At 47.1% G+C, this 24,349-nt stretch carries 17 protein-coding genes and 3 pseudogenes; all 20 read left to right on the forward strand.

The annotated features are described in order from the left end of the window. Window positions 1-12: 12 nt before the first annotated feature. Window positions 13-1,728: a 23S rRNA (uracil(1939)-C(5))-methyltransferase RlmD gene (rlmD, locus tag DWZ76_RS03395; protein ID WP_118471880.1), complete on the forward strand. Its 1,716-nt coding sequence runs from the start codon at window positions 13-15 to the stop codon at window positions 1,726-1,728. Window positions 1,729-1,842: 114 nt separating this feature from the next. After that, window positions 1,843-2,022 carry a hypothetical protein gene (locus DWZ76_RS03400; RefSeq protein ID WP_006857231.1) on the forward strand — a complete coding sequence of 60 codons (180 nt, stop codon included), beginning with the start codon at window positions 1,843-1,845 and terminating at the stop codon, window positions 2,020-2,022. 125 nt (window positions 2,023-2,147) lie between these two features. Continuing rightward, window positions 2,148-2,975 (forward strand): ParA family protein, encoded by an 828-nt coding sequence (locus tag DWZ76_RS03405; protein WP_118471882.1) that lies wholly within the window; start codon window positions 2,148-2,150, stop codon window positions 2,973-2,975. Beyond that, window positions 2,929-3,876, forward strand: a complete 948-nt coding sequence (locus tag DWZ76_RS03410; RefSeq protein ID WP_038671851.1) for a ParB/RepB/Spo0J family partition protein — start codon at window positions 2,929-2,931, stop codon at window positions 3,874-3,876. The genes DWZ76_RS03405 and DWZ76_RS03410 overlap by 47 nt, the downstream gene beginning before the upstream one ends. 189 nt (window positions 3,877-4,065) lie before the next feature. Then, window positions 4,066-8,208: a SpaA isopeptide-forming pilin-related protein gene (locus DWZ76_RS03415; protein WP_118471884.1), complete on the forward strand. Its 4,143-nt coding sequence runs from the start codon at window positions 4,066-4,068 to the stop codon at window positions 8,206-8,208. Window positions 8,209-8,353: 145 nt separating this feature from the next. Continuing rightward, on the forward strand, window positions 8,354-8,656 hold the full coding sequence (locus tag DWZ76_RS03420; protein ID WP_055232873.1) for a hypothetical protein: 303 nt from the start codon (window positions 8,354-8,356) through the stop codon (window positions 8,654-8,656). After that, window positions 8,643-8,939, forward strand: coding sequence for a hypothetical protein (locus DWZ76_RS03425; RefSeq protein ID WP_347561272.1), 297 nt, complete (start codon window positions 8,643-8,645; stop codon window positions 8,937-8,939). The genes DWZ76_RS03420 and DWZ76_RS03425 overlap by 14 nt, the downstream gene beginning before the upstream one ends. After that, the gene (locus DWZ76_RS03430) at window positions 8,929-9,075 is read left to right on the forward strand and encodes a hypothetical protein (protein ID WP_226840188.1); all 147 of its coding nucleotides are present in this window, start codon (window positions 8,929-8,931) and stop codon (window positions 9,073-9,075) included. The genes DWZ76_RS03425 and DWZ76_RS03430 overlap by 11 nt, the downstream gene beginning before the upstream one ends. Next, window positions 9,068-9,775, forward strand: coding sequence for a hypothetical protein (locus DWZ76_RS03435; RefSeq protein WP_118471888.1), 708 nt, complete (start codon window positions 9,068-9,070; stop codon window positions 9,773-9,775). Before DWZ76_RS03430 ends, DWZ76_RS03435 begins: the two co-directional genes overlap by 8 nt. 14 nt (window positions 9,776-9,789) lie before the next feature. Further along, window positions 9,790-9,996 carry a hypothetical protein gene (locus DWZ76_RS03440; protein WP_118471890.1) on the forward strand — a complete coding sequence of 69 codons (207 nt, stop codon included), beginning with the start codon at window positions 9,790-9,792 and terminating at the stop codon, window positions 9,994-9,996. An 885-nt stretch (window positions 9,997-10,881) separates the two neighbouring features. After that, window positions 10,882-11,235 carry a TnpV protein gene (locus tag DWZ76_RS15235; protein WP_238050964.1) on the forward strand — a complete coding sequence of 118 codons (354 nt, stop codon included), beginning with the start codon at window positions 10,882-10,884 and terminating at the stop codon, window positions 11,233-11,235. Window positions 11,236-11,891: 656 nt separating this feature from the next. Next, window positions 11,892-12,500: pseudogene (locus tag DWZ76_RS15240) on the forward strand (LPD25 domain-containing protein); the annotation flags it as partial. 534 nt (window positions 12,501-13,034) lie between these two features. Beyond that, window positions 13,035-16,932 (forward strand): annotated as a pseudogene (locus DWZ76_RS15245) (DEAD/DEAH box helicase family protein); the annotation flags it as partial. Beyond that, a complete protein-coding gene (locus tag DWZ76_RS03450; protein ID WP_001129922.1) occupies window positions 16,913-17,287 on the forward strand; it encodes a TnpV protein in 375 nt (124 codons plus the stop codon). The pseudogene DWZ76_RS15245 and the gene DWZ76_RS03450, both read left to right, overlap by 20 nt. 366 nt (window positions 17,288-17,653) lie before the next feature. Next, the gene (tet(O), locus tag DWZ76_RS03455; RefSeq protein ID WP_118471892.1) at window positions 17,654-19,573 is read left to right on the forward strand and encodes a tetracycline resistance ribosomal protection protein Tet(O); all 1,920 of its coding nucleotides are present in this window, start codon (window positions 17,654-17,656) and stop codon (window positions 19,571-19,573) included. Between the two features lie 50 nt (window positions 19,574-19,623). Further along, window positions 19,624-20,844 carry a tetracycline efflux MFS transporter Tet(40) gene (gene tet(40), locus DWZ76_RS03460; protein ID WP_109215034.1) on the forward strand — a complete coding sequence of 407 codons (1,221 nt, stop codon included), beginning with the start codon at window positions 19,624-19,626 and terminating at the stop codon, window positions 20,842-20,844. A 598-nt stretch (window positions 20,845-21,442) separates the two neighbouring features. Beyond that, a complete protein-coding gene (locus DWZ76_RS03470) occupies window positions 21,443-21,952 on the forward strand; it encodes a sigma-70 family RNA polymerase sigma factor (RefSeq protein WP_105116765.1) in 510 nt (169 codons plus the stop codon). A gap of 94 nt (window positions 21,953-22,046) precedes the next feature. Continuing rightward, window positions 22,047-22,472: a sigma-70 family RNA polymerase sigma factor gene (locus DWZ76_RS03475; protein WP_000323895.1), complete on the forward strand. Its 426-nt coding sequence runs from the start codon at window positions 22,047-22,049 to the stop codon at window positions 22,470-22,472. A gap of 83 nt (window positions 22,473-22,555) precedes the next feature. Then, window positions 22,556-23,030, forward strand: a pseudogene (locus DWZ76_RS03480) (sigma-70 family RNA polymerase sigma factor). 154 nt (window positions 23,031-23,184) lie between these two features. Further along, window positions 23,185-24,210 carry an AAA family ATPase gene (locus DWZ76_RS03485; RefSeq protein WP_001170964.1) on the forward strand — a complete coding sequence of 342 codons (1,026 nt, stop codon included), beginning with the start codon at window positions 23,185-23,187 and terminating at the stop codon, window positions 24,208-24,210. Window positions 24,211-24,349: the final 139 nt, after the last annotated feature.

A 24,349-nucleotide genomic window follows, 5' to 3' on the forward strand; every position in this document is an offset into this window, starting at 1 on the left:
GTGTGAGAAAAAATGAAAGAAACAGGATGGAAGAAGACGGCAGGGAATGGTTCTGATGGAAAAAGAACGGAAGGAAAGAAATCGTTTGGCCGGGGGGAGAAAACAACTGGATTTTCCAAGAATAGTGCAAAAGTGGGAGTCAATGGGGAAAAACAGGGAAAAGCTGCTCGTAAAGTGTCTGGAGTTGAGGATAAATGGGGCACACATGGGGACAGGAAACGAAATGTAGGGGAAAAAGACGGTCAGAAAACGGTTCGTGGTGGACAGCGTGGAAAAACAAAATGTCCGATTTACCGTGAGTGCGGTGGCTGTCAGTATCTCCATTTAACCTATGATCAGCAGTTAAAAGAAAAACAGAAGCGCATGGAAGAACTGCTGGGCGGTGTCTGTCCGGTTCGTCCGATCATTGGAATGGAAGAGCCGTATCATTACCGCAATAAAGTTCATGCGGTATTTGGATTGGATCGGAAAAATAATCCAATTTCTGGCATTTACAAAGAGGGGACACATCGGATTCTTCCGGTGGATTCCTGTCTGATTGAGGATCAGAAAGCAGACGAGATCATCGTGACGATCCGGAGTATGCTTCGTTCGTTCAAGATCCGTGTTTTTGATGAGGACACCGGATACGGTCTGCTGCGTCATGTATTGATTCGCCGCGGCTTCACAACCGGCGAGATTCTGGTCGTTTTGGTGACAGCATCCCCGGTATTCCCGTCGAAGAACAATTTCGTCAAGGCGCTTCGTGAAAAGCACCCGGAAATTACTACGATTGTCCAGAATATCAACGGCAGAAGCACCAGTATGGTACTGGGGGACAAAGAACATGTACTGTATGGAAAAGGATATATCGAAGATGAACTCTGCGGACTCCGGTTCCGTATTTCGTCCCGTTCCTTCTATCAGATTAACTCAGTTCAGACTGAGAAGCTGTACGGCAAGGCGATGGAACTGGCAGGACTTACAGGCAAGGAGACGGTACTGGATGCTTATTGCGGCATCGGTACCATCGGACTTATCGCCAGCAAGCACGCAGGCAAGGTGATCGGTGTAGAGTTGAATCAGGATGCAGTGCAGGATGCGGTGCAGAATGCGAAGAAGAATGGCATCAACAATGCACAGTTCTTCTGCAATGATGCAGGCCGGTTCATGTCTCATATGGCAGCCAGAGGCGAGAGTGCAGATGTGGTATTTATGGACCCGCCGAGAAGCGGAAGTACCGAGGAATTTATCGATTCGGTAGCACTTATGCAGCCGAAACGGGTGGTATACATCTCCTGCGGTCCGGATACATTGGCACGCGATTTGAAAGTATTCGCAAAGCATGGTTATCGGGCGAAAGAAGCATGGCCGGTGGATTTGTTTGGGTGGACGGGGCATGTGGAGACGGTAGTACTGCTTTCCCACAAAAAGCCAGACGGACATATCAACGTAAAAGTTGAGTTTGGCGAGGGTGAGGGAAAAGTTCCGCTTGATAATATCGCTAAAAGAGCCGAAGAATATAAGCCCAAAGAACGAGTGACCTACAAAATGATAAAGGAGTACATAGAAGCTAAATATGGCTTCAAGGTACATACCGCATATATCGCAGAGGTAAAGAGAGATTTAGGCTTGCCGATGTACGATGCTCCTAATGCGGTAGAAGAATTGAAACAGCCGAGGAAGCATCCGACAGCGGAGAAAGTGGAAGCGATAAAGGATGCGTTGAAGCATTTTGAAGTGATTTAATGAGGATAGGCGTATCATTAGAAATAGTGGTACGCTTATTTTTGTACCTTTTTGCAGATTTGTCCTTTCCCCTGCTTTCCAATATAATGAAGCTAAAGAAGTGGAGGTGTGCTTATGAGAGAGAAATTTAATCATCTGTATTTGGATAGCCACGAAAGAAAACTTTTGATACATAGCCTTGTAGAGTTAAAAAATCAACTTATTCAGCAAGGCAGATATACAGATTGTATTGACGAGCTTATTTTTAAGGTCATAAATGCACCGACCAAGAGAATGAAAATTGAATATGTCTAAGGCAGATTACAAAGCCGCTTATTCTTATTGATTTTAAGAGTAGGCGGCTTTTTTGCGTTCTCTGGTACTGTTTACATAGCCACCTTGACAAAGTGGCTAAATCTATGTGAAAGGAGGACGCATCTATGTCAAATTGCAAAGTAATTGCTCTGACTAACCAGAAAGGTGGTGTCGGAAAAACAACCACAGCGGTCAATCTGGGTGTAAGTCTGGTGCAGCAGGGTAAAAAAGTCCTGCTGATTGATGCCGATGCACAGGCAAATCTTACGATGGCTCTGGGTTATAACAGACCAGACGATATTCCCATAACGCTCTCTACTGTGATGCAGAACATCATAGACGATAAAACGCTTGATGTTTCACAGGGTATTATCCACCACAGCGAGGGCTTTGACCTGCTTCCGTCAAACATTGAGCTGTCGGGCTTTGAGGTAAGGCTAATCAATGCAATGAGCCGTGAGCGTGTGCTGAAAACCTATGTCAATGAGGTTAAAAAGAATTACGACTATGTGCTTATTGACTGTATGCCGAGCTTAGGTATGATAACCATCAATGCTCTGGCGGCGGCTGACAGCGTGATTATCCCGACACAGCCCCACTATCTCTCGGCTAAAGGTCTGGAGCTTTTACTTCGCTCCGTATCAATGGTCAAGCGGCAAATCAATCCAAAGCTGCGGATAGACGGCATCTTAATGACTATGGTAATGCCCCGTACCAACATTTCTAAGGAGATTACGGCAACGGTCAAAAGTGCATACGGTCAGAAAATCAAGGTATTTGATACCGAGATACCTCATTCTATCCGTGCGGTGGAAGCTACCGCAGAAGGCAAAAGTATTTTTGCTTACGACAAAAGCGGCAAGGTTGCCGCAGCCTATGAGCAGTTAGGAAAGGAGGTGGCAGAGATTGGCAAGAAGCAGAGAAACCAAAATCGAGCTGACCGCATACGATGACCTTTTTCAGACGGACGAAAGCCGTGAGGAAGCAAAGCTAAGCAAGATACGGGATATTCCCATATCGGAGATTGACGAGTTTCCAGACCACCCGTTCAAGGTTTTGATGGACGAAGATATGGAACAACTTGTTGAGAGTATCAAGCGAAACGGTGTAATGACCCCTGCGACAGTTCGCTTAAAAGAGGACGGACGGTATGAGCTTATCAGTGGTCACAGGCGAAAAAAGGCTTGTGAACTTGCAGGACTTGAAACGCTGAAATGCGAGGTCAAAGAGCTTACCCGTGATGAAGCCATTATTGTTATGGTGGAAAGTAATCTCCAACGCTCTGTTATTTTGCCGAGTGAGAAAGCGTTTGCGTATAAAATGCGGTTGGAAGCTATGAAACGACAGGCAGGCAGACCCCCAAAAGAAAATGCGTCGCCATTGGCGACTAATTTATCAAAAGGGCGTTCTGATGAGGAATTAGGAGAACTTGTTGGAGAAAGCAAAGACCAGATACGCCGCTATATCCGTCTAACGGAGCTTGTTCCCGAAATCCTGCAAATGGTAGATGAAAGGCAGATTGCTTTTCGTCCTGCGGTTGAGGTTTCTTATCTGACCGAGGAACAGCAATACACCCTGCTTGAAGCAATGGAGTACAACGATGCTACCCCGTCATTGGCACAGGCTATCAAAATGAAGAAGTATAACCAAGATGGCAAGCTCACTTCCGAGGTTATCCAGTCCATTATGGAGGAGGAAAAGCCCAACCAGAAGGAAAAACCTGCTTTCCGTGACGAGAGGATAACCAAGCTCATTCCAAAGACTGTTCCCAGAGGGCAGGAAACGGATTTTGTTGTCAAGGCGTTGGAGTTTTATAACCGACACTTGCAGCGGAACAAGGCTCACGAGAGATAGCCACACACCGAGGGCGAGGTCTGCCCATTTGAGTGGATAGCCATTATTTTGGATTCCCCCTCTCCACACCTCACCCCCTAACTACTGCCAGTAACTATCCGAGAAAAGAAATACTTTAAGCTGTCCATAACGGGCAGCTTTTTTCGGTCAGTAAGGCAAAATATTCAATCCAAATTACAGGAGGTAACTATGAAAATCCCTAAATTGTTCAAAAAGGCTGCGGCTTTTGTAATGGCTGCGGTCACGGCATTATCCATAATGCCTGCGACGGCGTTTGCTGCGGGTGACATCGGGACGATTTCCTTTTCCCACACCTATGACAGCAACGGTAATGCGATGAGGTACAATTCCAGTGCGAATATCGGCGGCTATACCGCAGGCGGAACGGGAAATTACAAGTACCGTATGTTTGTGGACGGAGAGAATGCGTTTTGTATTCAGCCGGGAGTACCGCTGAAAACAGGAAACACCTTGAAAAAGGCTTCCTCTGATACTTGGAACGCCCTTTCAGCCAATCAGAAAAAGGCGGTTGGGCTTGCCCTGCTCTATGGGTATCAGGGCAACCGAAATAATCTGTCGGGAAGTGATGATGAAAAATGGCTTGCCACGCAGACCCTCGTATGGGAGTTTGTCACAGGCTGCCGTGAAGCCACAGGCTCATATAACCAGACGAGCACCACTGTTTACAGCCTGCACTTCGGTTCAAATTATGCCAACAGCGGAGCAAGGGCAGTGTATGACCAGATTGTTGCAATGCTGCGTGAGCATAACACCATTCCGAGCTTTATGTCGGGCGGTAAGAATGACATCACAAAGGAGCTTGCCTACAAGGACGGAAAGTATAGCATCACATTGACAGACAGCAACGGCGTCCTTTCTGATTACAGCTTTTCAAGCTCTGACAGCAGTGTGAGTGTATCGAAGTCTGGAAATAAGCTGACAATCAGCTCCACCGTAGCTATCAGCGGTTCTGTCCGCATTACGGCAAAGAGGAACAATGTGCCGACGGTCAGCAGCAGTGCAAAGCTCATTGCCTATGGCGACCCGAACTTGCAGGACTTGGTAACAGGTGTGGAGAATGCTGATACCGTGTCTGCATATATCAATATCGAAACGCCGACAGGCACGATTGCCCTCAAAAAGACTTCGGAGGATGGAGTTGTGGAGGGCATCTCTTTTATAATTAAAGGCGATAACTTCAACAAAACAGTTAAGACTGGAAAGGACGGCTCTGTCTCCGTGGAGGGATTATTCCCTGGCACTTATACGGTCACAGAACAGTCTATTGACCGTTATGAGCCGCAGAAAACCCAGACCGTCACACTTATCGGAGGAAAAACCTCTACTGTGACCTTCAGCAATACTTTGAAGCGTGGCAGTCTGGAAATCGTCAAGACTTCCGAGGACAATCTGGTAGAGGAAATGAAATTCCACCTTTATGGCACATCTTTAAGCGGCTTGCCTGTTGACGAGTATGCCATGACTGATAAAAACGGTCTGGCTAAGTTTGAAAATGTCCTTATCAGCGGCGATACCCCATATGTGGTTGAGGAAGTGGATACCGCAGTCCGCTATGTCGTTCCTGCTTCCCAGACAGCTCCGATTGAATGGAACAAGGTCACAAAACGCAGCTTCGACAATGTGTTGAAGAAATTCCAAGTGACTGCGACAAAGACCGATGCAGAAACAGGCTCTCAACAGGGCGATGCTTCCCTTGCAGGTGCGGTTTACGGCATCTATAAGGGGGAGGAACTGATTGACACCTACACGACTGATGAAAACGGTCAGTTTACGACCAAGTATTATATCTGTGACAATGATTGGACTGTCCGTGAAATCAGTCCGTCCGAGGGGTATCTTCTGGATACCGCAATCCACAAGGTAGGTGCAGAACCAGAGCTTTACACGGTAGAGCTGAACAGTACCTCAAACGCTGTGAATGAACAGGTCATCAAAGGCAATATCGCAATCATCAAGCATACGGATAACGGGGAAACCCAGATTGAAACACCCGAAGAAGGTGCGGTATTTGAAGTGTTTCTCAAATCCGCAAGCAGCTATGAAAATGCAAAGGAAACCGAGCGTGATGTGCTGACCTGTGATGAGAACGGTTTTGCCCAGACAAAGGATATGCCGTATGGCATTTATACCGTCCGTCAGACCTCTGGTTGGGAGGGGCGTGAACTGATGAAAGACTTTGATGTGTTTATCAGCAAGGACGGTCAGACCTACCGCTACCTTATCAACAACGCTAACTTTGAGAGCTATATCAAAATCGTAAAGAAAGATGCAGAAACAGGCAATACAATCCCGTATGCAGGTGCAGGCTTCCAGATTTACGACCCGAATGGAAATCTTGTGACTATGACTTTCACTTATCCCGAAGTGACGACCATTGACACCTTCTATACTACGGCAGATGGCGACCTTATCACACCGCAGACATTGGAATACGGCAAAGGCTATTCCCTTGTGGAAGTACAAGCCCCGTATGGGTATGTCTTAAATTCCGAGCCTGTTTATTTTGATGTGGTGCAGGAAAATTCCGAGGAAGAAAGCGGCATTACCGTTATTGAGGTAGTACGCTCCAATATGGCACAGAAAGGTACAATTACAGTAGAAAAGTCTGGCGAGATATTCAGCTCCGTGGCAGGCGATAAGGGATTGTATCAGCCGATTTTCTCTGTCAGCGGTCTTGAGGGTGCAGTCTATGAGATTACCACAGCCGAGGATATTGTCACTTTGGACGGGACGGTCAGAGCAAACAAGGGCGAGGTTGTGGATACCGTTACGACAGGAAAAGACGGTACAGTAAAGTCCAAAGAACTGTATCTCGGAAAATATGAGGTTAAGGAAATCACAGCTCCGTATGGAATGGTGCTGAATGAGGAAGTCCATTCTGTTGAGCTTGTGTATGCAGGACAGAATGTTGATGTAACGGAAACGGCTACTTCTTTCTATAATGAAAGACAGCGTGTTGAAATCGACCTCATCAAGAGCCTTGCCATTGATGATGCCTACGGCATTGGCAAGAACGGGGAAATCTTTGATGTGACCTTTGGCTTGTATGCGGCGGAGGAACTCACAGCCGCAGATGGAAAGACCATTCCTGCGGACGGTCTGATTGAGGTCATTTCCCTTGATGAAAGCGGTCACGGGAAAGCTATCAGCGACCTGCCGATGGGCAGCTATTATGTGCAGGAAATCTCGACCAACTCCGCATATATTGTCAGCAATGTAAAATACCCTGTTATTTTTGAATACGCAGGACAGGATACCGAAACTGTCCGCATCACAGCCAATGAGGGCGAAGCTATCACAAATGACATTATTTACGGCTCTGTAAGCGGTAAGAAATCTGATGAGGATGGAAAGGCTCTGGGAGGTGCAGTTATCGGTATCTTTAAGACAGGAACTACCGAGTTTACAAAGGAAAATGCGATTGCAGCTACCACATCAAAAGATGATGGTAGTTTTTCTTTTGCCAAAGTGCCGTATGGAACTTGGATAATCCGTGAAATCGAAAGCCCGAAGGGATATGTACTTTCCGAGGAAGAAATCGCCGTGACTATCGGCAAGGTGGACGAAGTTGTGGAAATCGAACTTGTCAACTACTTCATTAAGGGCAATATCACTTTGACAAAGGTTGATGAGGATTATCCCGACAACAAGCTGTCTGGTGCGGCATTTGAGGTTTACTCCGATACCAATGGCGATGGGAAACTGGATAAAGACGATACGCTGCTTGGCGAAATGAAAGAACTTGACGGCGGCGTTTACCAGATGAGTGAACTCCGCTACGGCAAATATCTGGTAAAGGAAACCAAAGCCCCGACAGGCTTTGTGCTTGATGAAGATGTTTATGCCGTATCCACCGAGGAGAACGGCAAGACCTACACCGTGGAAAATAAGGCGGGTGTAGGATTTATCAATGCAGCACAGAAAGGCTCTCTTAAAATCGTAAAGACTTCCTCTGACGGTAAGGTGGAGGGCTTCTCTTTCCGTGTGACAGGCGTGGACTATGACCAGACCTTTAAGACAGATAAGAACGGAGAAATCGTGATTGAGGGCTTGCGGATTGGCGACTATACCGTATCCGAAGTAAGCGACAAGGCTTCCGCAGGATATATCCTGCCTGCCGATAAACAGGCAACGGTCAAGGTGGACGCTACGGCTATCGTGCAGATGCACAATGAGTTCAGGGATACCCCGAAAACAGGCGATGACTTCAATCTGGGCTTATGGGTAAGCCTTGCAGCTCTGTCTGTTGTCGGTGCGGGTGTTCTCGGATTTGTCAGCTATAAGAACAGAAAGAAGAAAAAGGAGGACTAATTGATGGACGCTAAAACCATTATCGCAATCGTGCTTGTCGTGTTCATTGTGGGTGCGGCGGTATGGCTGAATATCCGTAATAGAAAGGATAAGTAAGTGGGTGGGGCGGCTGAAAGATGCCGCCCTTTCCTTTATGGAGGTAAAGATGAGAAACCTAAAAACCATTGAAAAGAAAGTCAGAGCTGTTCTGGAAAAGAATGAAGATGCCAGAAATGACGATATGGTGCTGTATCTTGCACTTTGTAATGCCTGTCTGAAGGATGCAGGGGCAATGCCGCTTGCAGAGATAATGACGCAGCACAAATATCTCGGTCTGCCGAGTTTTGAGAGCGTCAGCAGGACACGCCGCAAGCTGCAGGCACAGCATCCAGAGCTTGCAGGGAGCCGCCCTGTTCAAAAAATGAGAGCCACGGGCGAAAAAGCCTATCGGCGTTATGCCAAAGAATAGAGAGGTGCTTATGGACGAAGAAAAACGCTCCAATCAGAACTATGAAATCATCGAGAGCTGTACTATCGGGAGTACAGAGCTTGTCATCGGTCACAATCCCAACGCACCCAATCCTTATGTGTGTTGGTACTGCAAGGGCAGCTCAAATTATTTCTGGGGTTATTACACGAATGAGCTTGATGCTGCACGGCAAAAGCTGAATGAACGATACCAGTCAGAGTGCCGTATGCCCTATAATCAGCCTGCCCAGAAGCAGAAAAACGGTGATGACCGTGAGCGATAAAATAAAATATGACTGCACGACCTGTCCTTATCCCCGATATAAGGACGGGTCAGTTATTTTCTGCGATGTCTGTATCCGCAAGATTTTAGACGAGCAGAAAGAAAAAAAGGAAAGAAAGGAGCAGCCGAATGAGTAAAGAAATAAAGACAAGACTTTTAACCCCGACAGAACAGAAATACACCTATGCCCAAAGTATCCAGCTTGAGGGGCAGACAGGCACTATCGGGCATCTGCGTGGTGACTTTGCCACAACGGGCTATGGCTTTTACACCACTTGGTTTGATACCAGACCCCAATGGAAATCTGACGAATTTAAGGCAGACCTTGATACGGTCATCAATGCTTTACGGGAGGATAAAGGGCTTTTGCATAACCGCTATGATATGAGTGCGTTTGCAAGGCATTTTCCCGAAAGTGCTATCAAGGGCAACTATTGTACTGAGTACGGTTTCCGTGTAGATACGGAGAAACACGCTTTTCTGCTTCGGTGCAATCCCACCAAAGGCGACTATAATTTTTACTGCTATTGTTATGTGAAGGAATGGCTTGATAAGCATATCCAGAAAGCGGAACAAGGTATCCGATTTATTGACCCTCAATATAAAGAACTGTTCCGTATCCCAGACGGCGGAAAGGTCATTGTCACGACCTCTCGGGGAGAGAAACGGGAGTATCCCTGCCGCTTTATTGATGAATACCATACCGAAGTCGGCAGCAATCTGTACCACATCTGCGAGTTTGCCGAGCGTATGCAGAAAAACGGGGCGACCTATGAGCCGAAACCTGCGGAACAAACGCCGCAGAAAACACCGAAGCACAAGGATTTAGAACGATAAGGAGGATTTAGAATATGGCTGTTAATCAGAAAGCCGTCAAGGTCTTGAATAAGGTCTTGGAAGCAGGCTTTACCGATGAAAAAGCGATTGCCGCTATGACTATGGACGATGTTCTTTCTATGCAGGGCATCACGGTTGGGGATATTACTCTCATCAATGACCTGCAAAAGAGCATTAAATCGAACAAGGTCATTTCTTTTCTTGGCGGTGGTGCGGAGTGAGCAAACAGGAATATTTGAAACAAAAATGATAAGGAGGTGTAGGTTGAATGGCTGCGAAGTATCAGCTAATCACAGAGCTGTATCGGCGTACAGGCGTTGCGGTTGCAAAAAATCCGCAGGCGTGGCAGGGCTTTCTGTCCTCTGCCTGCTGCAACTATAAATGCCGTTTTGACGAACAGCTTTTAATATACGCCCAACGCCCCGATGCTGTCGCCGTTGCGAAGCTCGAAACTTGGAACAGGCAGTTCAAGCGTTGGGTCAATAAGGACAGCAAGGGTATTGCCGTATTTGACCCGAAAGGTCGCAGGAATACGCTGAAATACTATTTTGATGTGTCCGACACCCACGAGGGCTATTATGGCAGCCGCCCTGTTCCGATATGGCAGATGGATGAGCGATACGAGCAGGCTGTTATGGAAAGGCTCTCGGACAGGTTTGGAGATGTGGAAAGCACTGACCTTGCTTCTGCCTTAATGGAAACGGCAAAGAACGCCGTGGAGGACAATCTGCAAGACTATTTTTCTCAGTTAAAGGACTGCACGAAAGACAGCTTTTTGGAAGAATTGGACGACTTTAATATAGAAGTCATTTACAGGCGGCTGGCAGCAAACAGCGTTGCTTTTATGCTGATCAGCCGTTGCGGTCTGGATGCGAATGAGTTTTTTGACCGAGATGATTTTGCGGATATTGTAAATTTCAATACACCTGCAACGATAAACGCCATCGGCATTGCCACGAGCGATATTGCGGAAATGGCGTTACGGGAAATCTCACAGTCTATCCGAAATGTGCAAATAGCGGAAAAAGACCAGAATCGCACCTTTGCACAAAGAACGCAGGCTCAGTATGATAAAGGCAGACTACAACCCGAAAGGAGCGAATACAATGAGCGAAATCACTTACAGCAAACAGGGGGATTATCTTATTCCCGACCTAACATTACCGACAGAGCCAGAGCTTCCGCTTGGCAGGTACGCCTTGATGCACAGGGATTATCTGGAGAAGCACAAGCGAGTGACCTATCTCAATCTGCTGACATCGGGCAGGCTGAACGGGCATCTGCACAAGGTAGAGCAGACAGCACTCCAGAGGTTGGAGCTTCTGACGAAGCAGCTCTCAGCCGAGCAGGGCGTGACAGAGGAACTGAAAGAGAAAGCACCGATGCAGTGGGTCGGACTGATGAACAACATCCGCAGCCAAGCGGAGGAAGTGATACTGACCGAACTGATTTACAAGTAAGCGTTGCCAAAGATGATGAGGTTAGGGTCAATCTTCCAACCGTAGATGAACAAATCGAAATGATAGCCGAAGCAGAGGACGAAAAAGCCTCTGCTTTTGCTATTTCTAAAGAAGATATTGATTCCGTGCTTCAGAAAGGCAGTGGCGTTGCGGACGGTAAATATCGCATCTACCGCCAATTCCAAAAGGGCGAGGACAGACAGAAAAATATTGAGTTCCTTAAAAATGAGTATGGAACGGGCGGTGGTACGCACATCTTCCCCGATGGTTTCAGCGGTCACTCTTGGCATGACAGCAAAGGTCTTGCCATTGACCGAAACGGCACTTATACCAATCACGACCTTGTGTTGAAATGGTCGGAGGTTGAAAAGCGTCTGCGTGAGCTGATTAAGGATAACTGCTATCTCAATCCGAAAGAAAAAGACCATTATGCCGATTATCTGGAGAGCGTGTCAGCTCCCCAATATGAGGTTGACACCCAGAGGAAAATAGCAAGGCAGCGTTTTATCGACGCCCACCGTGACCTGCCGCCTGCCGATAAACGGGATACCCTTGCTTTGCGGCTATCTGACTTTATCCGAGACTTGGACAGGTACGAAAAAGACCTGTTATCTGTTGTGGAACGAAGCGACCTTGCAGATGTTACCGCTGAGCAAATGGAACAGCACCTGTCCGACCCCTCAACCGTTCAACAGCTCATAGACTTTCTTGCACAGGTACAATGGAAAACGACCTCAGTTTTCAGCCGTAGTAATGGGTGGAAGTTTACCGAGGAATTAAGGGAGCTGCACCCACTCCGCTACCTCTACAATGAGGGCGATGTGGTTTATATCGGTGCGGATAAATATGAGATTGCAACACTTACCGAGGAAAAGGTCTATCTGCAAAATGCCGAGTTCCCTATCTTGGGGCAGGAATACAGCCGAGCCGACTTTGAAGAAAAGCTAACGGAAAATCCTGCAAATGACCATCTGAAAGTGGTCGTAACCGAGAAACAGAGGACAGAAGCACCGTCCGAGAAAAAGAAAGACGGAATACAGTTTTCTATCGGTTTTTCTGAACACCCTGCCTTTTATGACAGACAGCTTAATGACCGCTATACGGATTTGAGCTTTGCTCTTGGTAATAAGCTGCTTGGTATTTTAGACGAGAAACAGCACCGTGAGCGTGAGGGCGATAAAAATATCGGGTGGTATCACAAGACAGATTTTGTTATCAAGGCTGTTATCGGTGGCGAGAAATTCAACTATGAAGGGCGGTTCGATATTGGCGATGGTGAGGGCGATTTAATTGCCCACATTAAGAATTTCTACGATTATGCCTTATCGCCAAAGGGTGAACAGCTATATGGAGATGACCGAGAAAGCCTACTCCGTGGCAGAGATGAATTTATCCCATTCTTGGAACAGCACACCGAGCTGACCCAAGAGGACGAAAAGCTCCTTGATGAGATTATGGCTACCGAAAGTAATTGGTACAGGACAGCCGAGGAAGTCGAAGAAAAACCACAGGCGTATGCCGATAAACTGAATGGCTCAGAAGCTCCTGCCATTGAAGTGGAGCAATCCACAGACGACCTCATAGGAAGGGAAATCATCATAGATAACCGTAAATATCTCATTGAGAGCATCGGGGAAATCAGCGGCGATGTGTCCTTGCGTGACATCACATTCCAGAACAATGTGGGCTTTCCGATAAACCGAGTGGAGAAAATCGGCTATATCCAAAAGCTATTGGAACAGGAAAAAACCGAATTACCACCCGAAGAAAAAACGGAAACTCTTGCCACAGACCGTCATAATTTCCGTATTAACGATGACGCCATCGGTGTCGGCGGAGCAAAAGAAAAGTTCCGAAACAATATGGCGGCAATCAACCTGCTGCACGAGCTTGAAATCGAAAACCGCCTTGCCACACCCGAAGAACAGGAAGTCCTATCTCGGTATGTCGGTTGGGGCGGTCTTTCTATGGCATTTGATGAACACAATGCGGCGTGGGCGGAGGAATTTAAGGAGCTATATGCCAGCCTATCCCCAGAGGAATACCGTGCCGCTATGGAGTCAACGCTGACCGCTTTTTATACGCCGCCTGTTGTTATCAAGGCGATGTATGACGCACTTGACCGCCTGGGCTTTTCACAGGGCAATATCTTGGAGCCGTCCTGCGGTACAGGCAATTTCTTTGGTCTGCTTCCCGAAAGTATGCAAAACAGCAAGCTCCACGGCGTGGAAATCGACTCTCTCACAGGCAGGATTGCAAAGCAGCTCTACCAAAAAGCGAACATTGCCATTGAGGGCTTTGAGAAAACAAATCTCCCAGACGACCATTTTAATGTAGTCCTCGGTAATGTGCCTTTTGGGGAGATAAGGGTCAATGACAGCCGATACAACGCCCAGAAATTTCTCATACACGACTACTTTTTCGCAAAGGCTCTGGATAAAGTCCGTGCCGGCGGCGTTCTGATGTTCATTACCTCAAAGGGTACGATGGATAAAGCAAGTCCAGAGGTACGCAAGTATATTGCCCAGAGAGCCGAGCTTTTAGGTGCTATCCGTCTGCCAGACAACACCTTTAAGGCAAACGCAGGCACGGAGGTCACGAGCGATATTCTTATCCTGCAAAAGCGTGACCGAGTGATGGATATAGAGCCAGACTGGGTACACCTTGATACGGACGAAAACGGTGTTACGATGAACAGATATTTTGTCGAACACCCCGAAATGGTGTTGGGCGAGATAAAGATGGAAAACACACGCTTTGGTACTTTCGAGCCTGTCTGTAAAGCCCGTAAGGATATACCACTTTCCGAGCTTCTGTCCAATGCAGTTCAGAGGATAAACGGCGAAATCCCAGAGCTTGATAATAGGGTTGATGAAATCTCCGATGAGCAGGAGCTTTCCGTTCCTGCTGACCCGAATGTGCGTAACTTCTCTTTTACTCTGGTGGACGGCAGGGTTTACTTCCGAGAGAATGACCGTATGCAACCTGCTTCTGTGTCGATGACCGCAGAAAACCGTATTAAGGGACTTATCCAAATTCGTGACTGTGTGCGTAAGCTCATAGAGTATCAGACCGATGATTACCCAGAGGAAATGATACGCACCGAGCAGGAAAACCTCAACCGTCTGTATGATGTTTATACCGCAAAATACGGTCTAATCAACAGCCGAGGAAACTATCTTGCTTTTGCTTCAGATGAGAGCTACTTCCTTCTATGTTCTCTGGAGGTGCTTGATGATGAGGGCAACTTCAAACGGAAGGCAGATATGTTCACAAAGCGGACTATCAAACCCCACCGAGAAGTAACTTCGGTTGAAACTGCAAGCGAAGCCCTTGCCCTCTCTATCGGAGAGAAAGCCCGTGTTGATTTGCCTTATATGGAGCAGCTCACAGGCAAAACGCAGGCTGAGCTTGTACAGGATTTACAAGGTATTATCTTCAAAGTACCGAACTGTGAGCCTGTTTCCTATGTAGCCGCAGACGAGTATCTGTCAGGAAATGTCCGAAACAAGCTGACGGTTGCGGAGCTTGCTGCGAAGAATGACCCAGAGCTTGCAGTTAATGTGGAAGCCTTGGAAAAGGTCATTCCCAAAGACCTCTCGGCGGCGGAAATCTCTGTCCGTCTGGGTGCAACTTGGATACCGCAGGAAGATATACAGCGGTTTGTGATGGAGCTTTTAACTCCGTCAAGTTATGCCGCAGGCAGATTAAAGGTACGATACACCCCGATAAACGGAGACTGGTTCATAGAGAATAAAAGCTCCGATATGGGGAATGTAAAGGCGGACAGCACCTATGGTACGAAAAGAGCTTCCGCCTATCGCATTATTGAGGACACCTTAAATCTGCGTGACACCCGTATCTTTGATTATGTGTATGACGAACACGGCAATAAAAAAGCGGTGTTCAATGCAAAGGAAACTACGGCGGCACAGGCGAAGCAGGAAGTCATCAAGCAGGCATTTCAGGATTGGATATGGAAAGACCCAGAACGGCGAAACCGTCTTGTCCGTTATTACAACGACACTTTTAACTCTGTGCGACCACGTGAATATGACGGAAGCCATATCACTTTCGGAGGTATCAGTCCAGAAATCACACTAAGACCACATCAAGTCAACGCCATCGCCCATATCCTTTATGGCGGCAATACGCTCCTTGCCCATAAGGTGGGAGCAGGCAAAACCTTTGAAATGGTAGCCGCCGCACAGGAAAGCAAACGGCTCGGTTTATGTCAGAAATCTATGTTTGTTGTGCCGAATCATCTTGTCGGTCAGTGGGCTTCTGAGTATCTGCGGCTCTATCCGAGTGCAAATATCCTTGTTACAACAAAGCAGGATTTTGAAACAGGAAACCGCAAGAAGTTCTGCGGTAGGATTGCCACAGGCGACTATGATGCAGTCATTATTGGGCATTCTCAGTTTGAAAAAATTCCGATGAGCATAGAACGACAGCGGGAGCAGTTGGAAAAGCAGCTTGATGATATTGAGCGTGGCATTGACGATGTGCAGGCTTCCAAAGGTGAGCAGTTCACGGTCAAACAGCTAATGAAAACCCGAAAGGCAATCAAGACGAAGCTCGAAAAACTCAACGACACCAAGCGTAAGGATACGGTTATCGACTTTGAACAGCTCGGCGTTGACAGGCTTTTCATTGATGAGAGCCATTTTTACAAGAATTTGTACCTCTACACCAAGATGCGGAATGTGGGCGGTATTGCCCAGACCGAAGCCCAGAAATCAAGCGACCTCTTTATGAAATGCCGCTATCTGGACGAAATCACGGGCAACCGTGGCACGGTTTTCGCAACGGGTACGCCTGTCAGCAATTCAATGGTTGAGCTGTACTCCGTTCAGAGGTACTTGCAGTATGATACCCTTGCACAGAACGGTTTGCAGCATTTTGATAGTTGGGCTTCTACCTTTGGAGAAACGGTTACAGCTCTGGAATTAGCACCCGAAGGCACGAATTACCGAGCTAAGACGAGGTTTGCCAAGTTCTATAACCTGCCAGAGCTGATGCAGATGTTCCGTGAGGTGGCGGATATACAGACCGCCGATATGCTAAAGCTCCCTGTGCCAACGGTCAATTACCACAATATTAAGACTAAGCCGAGTGAGATACAGACCGAAATGGTAGCTTCCCTTGCGAAGCGGGCTGAGAAAGTCAGGGCAAGGCTTGTCGAGCCGAACATTGACAATATGCTCAAGATAACCAATGACGGGCGGAAACTGGCTCTTGACCAGAGAATGATTGACCCGATGCTGCCAGATGACCCAGACAGTAAAGTCAATGCCTGCGTGGATAATGTGTACCGTATCTGGGAGGAACACGCCGATACAAAAGCGACACAGCTTGTGTTCTGCGACCTGTCCACCCCGAAAAATGACGGTACTTTCAATGTCTATGACGATATGAGGGAGAAACTGATAGCCCGTGGTATCCCTGCGGAGTATTCACGAAGCGACCACCGATGCACAGAAAAAAGAGTTGTTCGGCAAGGTCAGAAGCGGCGAAGTCCGTGTGCTGTTCGGCTCTACTCCTAAGATGGGAGCAGGTACGAATGTGCAGGACAGGCTCATAGCAATCCATAACCTTGATTGTCCGTGGCGTCCTTCCGATGTAGGACGGATTTTGCGGACATTCAAAATAAAAAAGAATGTGGAGGTAACAGACAATGGCAAAATCATTATTTGAGGAACTGGGCGGCAAATACGAAAGGCAAGGGGATTATTTGATACCGTGCTTAACTGTACCCGCCGAAGAAGAACAGGCAATAGGCATCTGGGGGCAACGGCATTTAGATTATCTAAAACAGTACCGTAAAGTTACATACACCAATCTTCTTACAAGCGGCAGGCTAAACGCCTACCTTGCCGACATCAACAGACAGGCACAGGAACGCTTTGAAAGGCTCATAGAGGGTATGAAACAGGCACAGGGCATAACGGAACAGCTAAAGGCAGAAAACGCCTTAGAATGGACAGGATGCCTCAATAACATAAGGGCTTGTGCGAGGGAGATTGTGGAAAAGGAAATTATTTTTGCATAAACAGATGATTAGTGGCAGGGGGAAATCCTGCCGCTTTTTCTGCTTTAGTTTGTCAGCTTGACAAATAAAGGGTTAAGGAATATAATTAGATTCAGTATTATACAAGGAGTTAATAAATATGCGGCAAGGTATTCTTAAATAAACTGTCAATTTGATAGTGGGAACAAAAAGTAGCAGTCTCGTTTCACTTTTAATATGGGGCTTAGTTTTTTGTACCCAGTTTAAGAATACTTTTATCATGTAATTTTATATGCCCGAAAACATATAAGTGTTTTGGGGCTATTGGAGTTATTTACCCAGTGATAGGAGTATTTATCACTGGGTATTTTTATGCCCTTTTTTGGGTGTTGATAGGAGGAAAATCACATGAAAATAATTAACTTAGGCATTCTGGCTCACGTTGACGCAGGAAAGACAACATTAACGGAAAGTTTATTGTATACCAGTGGTGCAATTGCAGAACTAGGGAGCGTAGATGAAGGCACAACAAGGACAGATACAATGAATTTGGAGCGTCAAAGGGGAATCACTATCCAGACAGCAGTGACATCTTTTCAGTGGGAGGATGTAAAAGTCAACATTATAGATACGCCAGGCCATATGGATTTTTTGGCGGAAGTATACCGTTCTTTATCCGTTTTAGACGGAGCAGTATTATTAGTTTCTGCAAAGGATGGCATACAGGCACAGACCCGTATACTGTTTCATGCACTACAGACAATGAAGATTCCGACAATCTTTTTCATCAATAAAATTGACCAAGAGGGGATTGATTTGCCAATGGTATATCGGGAAATGAAAGCAAAGCTTTCTTCGGAAATTATAGTGAAGCAAAAGGTTGGGCAGCATCCCCATATAAATGTAACGGACAATGACGATATGGAACAGTGGGATGCGGTAATTATGGGAAACGATGAACTATTAGAGAAATATATGTCAGGGAAACCGTTTAAAATGTCAGAACTGGAACAGGAAGAAAACAGGAGATTCCAAAACGGAACGTTATTTCCCGTTTATCACGGAAGCGCTAAAAACAATCTGGGGATTCGGCAGCTTATAGAAGTGATTGCCAGTAAATTTTATTCATCAACGCCTGAAGGTCAATCTGAATTATGCGGGCAGGTTTTTAAGATTGAATATTCAGAGAAAAGGCGGCGTTTTGTTTATGTGCGTATATATAGCGGAACATTGCATTTGAGGGATGTTATTAGAATATCTGAAAAAGAGAAAATAAAAATCACAGAGATGTGTGTTCCGACAAACGGTGAATTATATCCATCCGATACAGCCTGCTCTGGTGATATTGTAATTTTACCAAATGATGTTTTGCAGCTAAACAGTATTTTGGGGAACGAAATGCTGTTGCCGCAGAGAAAATTTATTGAAAATCCTCTCCCTATGCTCCAAACAACGATTGCAGTAAAGAAACCTGAACAGCGGGAAATATTGCTTGGGGCACTTACAGAAATTTCAGATGGCGACCCTCTTTTAAAATATTATGTGGATACTACAACGCATGAGATTATACTTTCTTTTTTGGGGAATGTGCAGATGGAAGTCATTTGTGCCATCCTTGAGGAAAAATATCATGTGGAGGCAGAAATAAAAGAGCCTACTGTTATATATATGGAAAGACCGCTTAGAAAAGCAGAATATACCATCCACATAGAAGTCCCGCCAAATCCTTTCTGGGCTTCTGTCGGGTTGTCCATAGAGCCGCTCCCTATTGGAAGCGGAGTGCAGTATGAAAGCAGAGTTTCACTTGGATATTTAAATCAATCGTTCCAAAATGCGGTTATGGAGGGGGTTCTTTATGGCTGCGAGCAGGGGCTGTATGGATGGAAAGTGACAGACTGTAAAATCTGTTTTGAATATGGATTGTATTATAGTCCTGTAAGTACCCCCGCAGACTTTCGGCTGCTTTCCCCTATCGTATTGGAGCAGGCTTTAAAAAAAGCAGGGACAGAACTATTAGAGCCATATCTCCACTTTGAAATTTATGCACCGCAGGAATATCTCTCACGGGCGTATCATGATGCTCCAAGGTATTGTGCAGATATTGTAAGTACTCAGATAAAGAATGACGAGGTCATTCTGAAAGGAGAAATCCCTGCTAGATGTATTCAAGAATACAGGAACGATTTAACTTATTTCACAAATGGGCAGGGAGTCTGCTTGACAGAGTTAAAAGGATACCAGCCAGCTATTGGTATATTTATTTGCCAACCCCGCCGCCCGAATAGCCGTATAGATAAGGTTCGGCATATGTTCCACAAGTTAGCTTAACAGCTTGCAAAAGTCATATAAAATGAGATTTGAAAGGAGAATGTAACTTCATGTTTGCTAAAAATTCAAAGGCATATTCTGTCTACCTGCTGTTCCGATTTGTCTGTTCCCTGGCGGTTTCTATGTCCACAGTGCTTTCCATCGTGTACCACCTGGAGGTGGTGCAGCTGGATGCTTTCCAGCTTGTCCTGGTAGGGACGGTTCAGGAGACCTCCTGCTTTCTGTTCGAGATGCCCACCGGTGTGGTGGCGGATTTGTATAGCCGTCGGCGCTCGGTGCTGATTGGAATGTTCCTCTACGGCCTGGGCTTTCTGATGGAGGGTGCGCTACCGTGGTTCGCGCCGGTTCTGCTGGCCCAGGTTGTCTGGGGTTGCGGTGATACCTTCATCACCGGCGCTCTGGAGGCGTGGATTGCCTCGGAGGAAGAGGACAAACCCATAGACAAGGTGTTCCTGCGGGGCAGTCAAATGGGGCAAATCGGCGGCGTTCTGGGCGTGGTGCTGGGCACACTGCTGGGAAACATAAACCTGCAAATGCCTCTCATCTTGGGGGGCAGTTTGTGCTTGTTGTTGGGGCTGGTGATGGTTCGCATCATGCCAGAAACCAACTTCTCCCCTGCTATTGAGGAACGGCAGGGCTTGCTTAAAGACTTTGTCTGCCTGTTCAAGCTCAACCTGGGCTTTGTGAAAGGCGCACCTGTGTTGCTGGCGCTCTTAGCAATCACACTATGCGGGGGACTTGCCAGTGAAGGCTTTGACCGGCTCTCCACCGCTCATTTTCTGGATGACACGGTAATACCCGTTATCGGGCCGCTGAACAGCGTCACTTGGTTCGGTGTTATCAGTCTTATCGGCAACGGCTTAGGTATTCTGGCTTCTCAGTTGCTCATCGCCCGCATGGAGAAAAAAGGGACTGTCAGCCGAACCAGTGTGGTCATGTCCACCAGCGCCGGGTATATCCTGTTCCTGGTTCTCTTCGCGGTGGGGCGGAGCTTTTGGTTCATGTTGTTGGTGTTCCTGCTGGCGGGGCTTATGCGCACCATCAAGGAGCCTGTGCTGGCCGCCTGGATGAACGACCAAGTGGATGAGAAAATGCGCGCCACAGTCTTTTCCACCAGCGGACAGCTGGACTCTTTCGGGCAGATCATCGGCGGGCCTATTGTGGGGCTGGTAGCCCAGCAGGTGTCCATACCCTGGGGGCTGGTCTGTACCGCTTTCCTGCTGTTGCCCGCGCTGTTCTTAGTGCCGGTGGCGGGAAAGAAGCGGGATTGATATGGCATAGTTAAGTTTACTGACGAGCGGGAGATTACTTCCGCTCGTCTTCATTTAGTAGCGCAAAATTTGAGGACTCTTTATTTCCTTATTCGGTATAGCGGAGGCGGCTGTCAATTCGACATAATTTTCTTGTGATACTTTACCGTACATGAGCATTTGTTTCGTATTTGAAAGAACAAACTCACCAAATAAAAAAAACGATATTCGGGTGGGTTATTTTGTTATACCCTAAATTACCCTCTGAATTTGTTTTTAAATTTGGAGGGATTTTTTTATGTCCTTTTTTCGGGCAGTTATCTATCTGCTCATACGAAGCAAAATTTATCAATACATAGCATATCAGAGAACGGCAGGAAACCAGTTAAAAAATTTCTGCCAGTGCAACGGTACTTCTCACCTTGAAAGTAGAAGTACAATCTCCATACAATAGAATTACTATTTCCTATAACCGTAAAGGTCACAGAGCCTTTGCGGTTTTTCTTTTGTCGATTTTTGTTGGAAAGTGCCGTAGGGCTGTTTCTGATATGCGGTGTCGTTCTCCGCCTCTCCATCTGGATTTTTTACATTTCAAAAATTCAGATGGGAGGTATTTATGGTGAAATATGCACCAAGAAAGGTATATATCAGAGAAAGTGGCGGCTATGTGGAATTATCCTACACGGAGTTCTGCCGTTGCAGGGAATCCGACCAGACCTATATGGACAAGCTGTTTATCCCCATTCAAGGCTGTCTGCTTGAAGTCGTGAGGGAGCAATACACAGACTTCTACCGTGACAAGGAACGGTGGCGTTATCTGCAAAAATTAGATACAAAGAATAGACTGCTATCTCTCGACGGATTTACGGACAGCGAGGGGAATCCTCTGGACTTTATCACTGATGAAGCGGTGGACATTGCAGAAACCGTTGTCAATGCGGTCATGGTGGACAGGCTGAAAGCCGCCCTGCCTTTGCTGTCGGATAGTGAACAGGAGCTGATACAGGCAATCTTTTTTGACGGACTTTCCGAGCGTGAAGTCGGGGCGAGGTTGGGCATAACCCAGAGCGTTGTAAACAAACGCAAAGCCAGAATCCTAATAAAACTAAGAAAGATAATAGAAAATTAAAATTTAAGGCGTTCAGCCCCCTTGTTTTTTCCTTTGGGAAGATGAGGGGGCTTTTCTCTGCCCTCTCAATCAATTCTGATTGGAGGAAGTAAGAATGGCATACAACCACGGACGGGAGGACAGGAAATGGCGTATCTGGAAAGAAGCGGAGGAAAAGCTGCTGCGTGAGTGCGGCGTTGATGAAGCGACCATTGAGCAGATACGCATGGCGGACAGGGCAGACTTCAATTCCAACAGGCGGTTTTACCGATGGACGAATGACGTTGCGGAATATCTTGAGGACATGGCAGGCAGGGAGCGGCAGGCGGAAGTGGGTACGGTTGCGGAGTTACTGGAAGAGATTGAGAGCGAAAATCTCTATCAAGTATTAGTCACGGTGGACGGGCGTACCTTGAAAATCGTCCTGCTGAAAATGCAGGGGTATTCCACAAAGGAGATTGCCCCGCTTGTGCATTTGACGACTGGTGCCATCTATGCGAGGTTAGACCATCTGCGGAAGAAGCTGCGGAAAATTTTATAGCTTCTAAAACAGCCTGCCATCCTGCGGGCTACTGGGTGAGGGATGGAAATCCCCTCACTCATTTTTTGCAGGAGGACAACAGGATGGCATACAGGGTTAAGGCATACACGCTTCGGGAGGAATCCACGGAAAGCGGCACAAGGTATTTTATCAGCTTTAAGGACGGGCAGGGCAAATCCCACGAGTTGGAAGTGTCGGAACAGTTCTTTATGGAGTTTCGGCAGATGGAGCGCAGGAACAGGAATCTTTTCTAATGGGACGAGCGGCACAGGGAGTTTAACGAGGTATGGGACGAAACCCTTTACAGACGGGCGTTGCGTGTGCCTAAGAGCCTTGATGAACGCATGGTTGAGGAAGAACGGAATGAAACGCTCTATAAGGCGGTTGGGAGCCTTCCAGAGATACAAAGGCGGCGTTTCCTGCTCTACTACGAGTATGAGTTCAATTTTTACCAAATCGCCGCTATGGAGCATTGCACCGCTTCGGCAATACAGAAATCTGTTGCGATTGCAAAGGAGAAAGTAAAGGCGGAAATTGAAGAAATATCTCCAACCGTGACCGACACCGCCCGAAAAAGAAATCTGTTTTTTATTTGTGTGGGATTGGCGGCATTACATACTCTCACTTTTTTCCGTGGGAGTAAATCTATTTTTAAGGAGGTCAACGCCTATGTGCAACGAAAACAAAGACACCGCCCGAAAGGAGGAAAGCCATGCAGAAGTTACAGACAGTCAACGCCGAAACGCTCCTTTATGAACCGCTTGAGAAACCATCCTTTGTGGTGGACAGCCTTATCCCGACAGGCTTATCGCTGTTCTGCGGCTCACAGAAGATAGGCAAAAGCTGGCTCATGCTGAAGCTATGCTTATGCGTGTCGCAGGGAATCCCTTTATGGGATATGCCGACAATGGAGGGCGATGTGCTTTACCTCTGCCTTGAGGACACGTTCTGCCGCATACAGGACAGGTTATTTCGTTTGACGGACGAAGCAAGCGGGCGGCTCCACTTTGCCGTGGCAAGCTGCAAGCTGTCAGACGGTCTTATCGTGCAGCTTGAAGATTATCTGAAAGATTACCCAGACAGCAGGCTCATTGTCATTGATACCTTGCAGAAAGTCCGTACAGCTTCAAAAGACAATGCCTATGCAAGCGACTATGGGGACATCTCCCTCATCAAAGACTTTGCCGACAGGCACTCTCTGGCGGTCATTGTCGTACACCACATCCGAAAGCAGAATGACAGCGACGTGTTCAACAAGGTGTCTGGGACGACAGGATTAACGGGGAGTGCGGACGCTACCTTTGTTCTGGAAAAGGAGAAACGTGCGTCTGACACCGCCAAGCTGTATGTGACGGGCAGGGACACGCCTTATCAGGAATACACGCTGCGTTTCCGTGATTGCCGTTGGGAGCTTGTGGAGCGGAAAACGCAGGAGCAGCTTGCGAAAGAAACGATACCAGATGTCCTTTTTCGGTTGGTGGATTTTATGAGGGATAAGGAAGAATGGATAGGCACGGCAACGGAACTGTTAGCCGCTATGGGGGAAACGGAAACCATACCCACGGTGATTACGAAATGGCTGAATGAATACCGCACCACATTTTTAAGCGAGAACCGTATCTGCTACCAGTACAGCCGCAGGAAAGACGGCAGGCGGATTGCCCTTGCAAGGAGGGCGGGTGACAGCGGTGATGGTGGTGACAGCGATATTAGGATACCCCCCTGTTACTGTCATTGACGCTTAAAGCCATGTAAAGCTGGCGGCTCTGCCCTGCGGGTGACAGCAGTGACGGTGGTGACAGTGATTTTAGGATACCCTGCCGCTGTCATCCCTACGGGAGAACACCCCGTAAACGCAAAATGCAGGCGTGAGATTT

The organism is Clostridium sp. AF35-15 (assembly GCF_003477745.1).
Taxonomy (GTDB): Bacteria; Bacillota; Clostridia; order Lachnospirales; family Lachnospiraceae; genus Otoolea; species Otoolea fessa.

Bases quoted from the DNA above. Each gene is read 5' to 3' on its own strand.
- DWZ76_RS03425 (WP_347561272.1), top strand. From the start codon at position 8,643: ATGCCAAAGAATAGAGAGGTGCTTATGGACGAAGAAAAACGCTCCAAT.
- DWZ76_RS03405 (WP_118471882.1), top strand. From the start codon at position 2,148: ATGTCAAATTGCAAAGTAATTGCTCTGACTAACCAGAAAGGTGGTGTC.
- DWZ76_RS15235 (WP_238050964.1), top strand. From the start codon at position 10,882: ATGAGCGAAATCACTTACAGCAAACAGGGGGATTATCTTATTCCCGAC.
- DWZ76_RS03400 (WP_006857231.1), top strand. From the start codon at position 1,843: ATGAGAGAGAAATTTAATCATCTGTATTTGGATAGCCACGAAAGAAAA.
- DWZ76_RS03485 (WP_001170964.1), top strand. From the start codon at position 23,185: ATGCAGAAGTTACAGACAGTCAACGCCGAAACGCTCCTTTATGAACCG.
- DWZ76_RS03420 (WP_055232873.1), top strand. From the start codon at position 8,354: ATGAGAAACCTAAAAACCATTGAAAAGAAAGTCAGAGCTGTTCTGGAA.
- DWZ76_RS03415 (WP_118471884.1), top strand. From the start codon at position 4,066: ATGAAAATCCCTAAATTGTTCAAAAAGGCTGCGGCTTTTGTAATGGCT.
- DWZ76_RS03440 (WP_118471890.1), top strand. From the start codon at position 9,790: ATGGCTGTTAATCAGAAAGCCGTCAAGGTCTTGAATAAGGTCTTGGAA.
- DWZ76_RS03435 (WP_118471888.1), top strand. From the start codon at position 9,068: ATGAGTAAAGAAATAAAGACAAGACTTTTAACCCCGACAGAACAGAAA.
- DWZ76_RS03475 (WP_000323895.1), top strand. From the start codon at position 22,047: ATGGCATACAACCACGGACGGGAGGACAGGAAATGGCGTATCTGGAAA.
- DWZ76_RS03450 (WP_001129922.1), top strand. From the start codon at position 16,913: ATGGCAAAATCATTATTTGAGGAACTGGGCGGCAAATACGAAAGGCAA.
- rlmD (WP_118471880.1), top strand. From the start codon at position 13: ATGAAAGAAACAGGATGGAAGAAGACGGCAGGGAATGGTTCTGATGGA.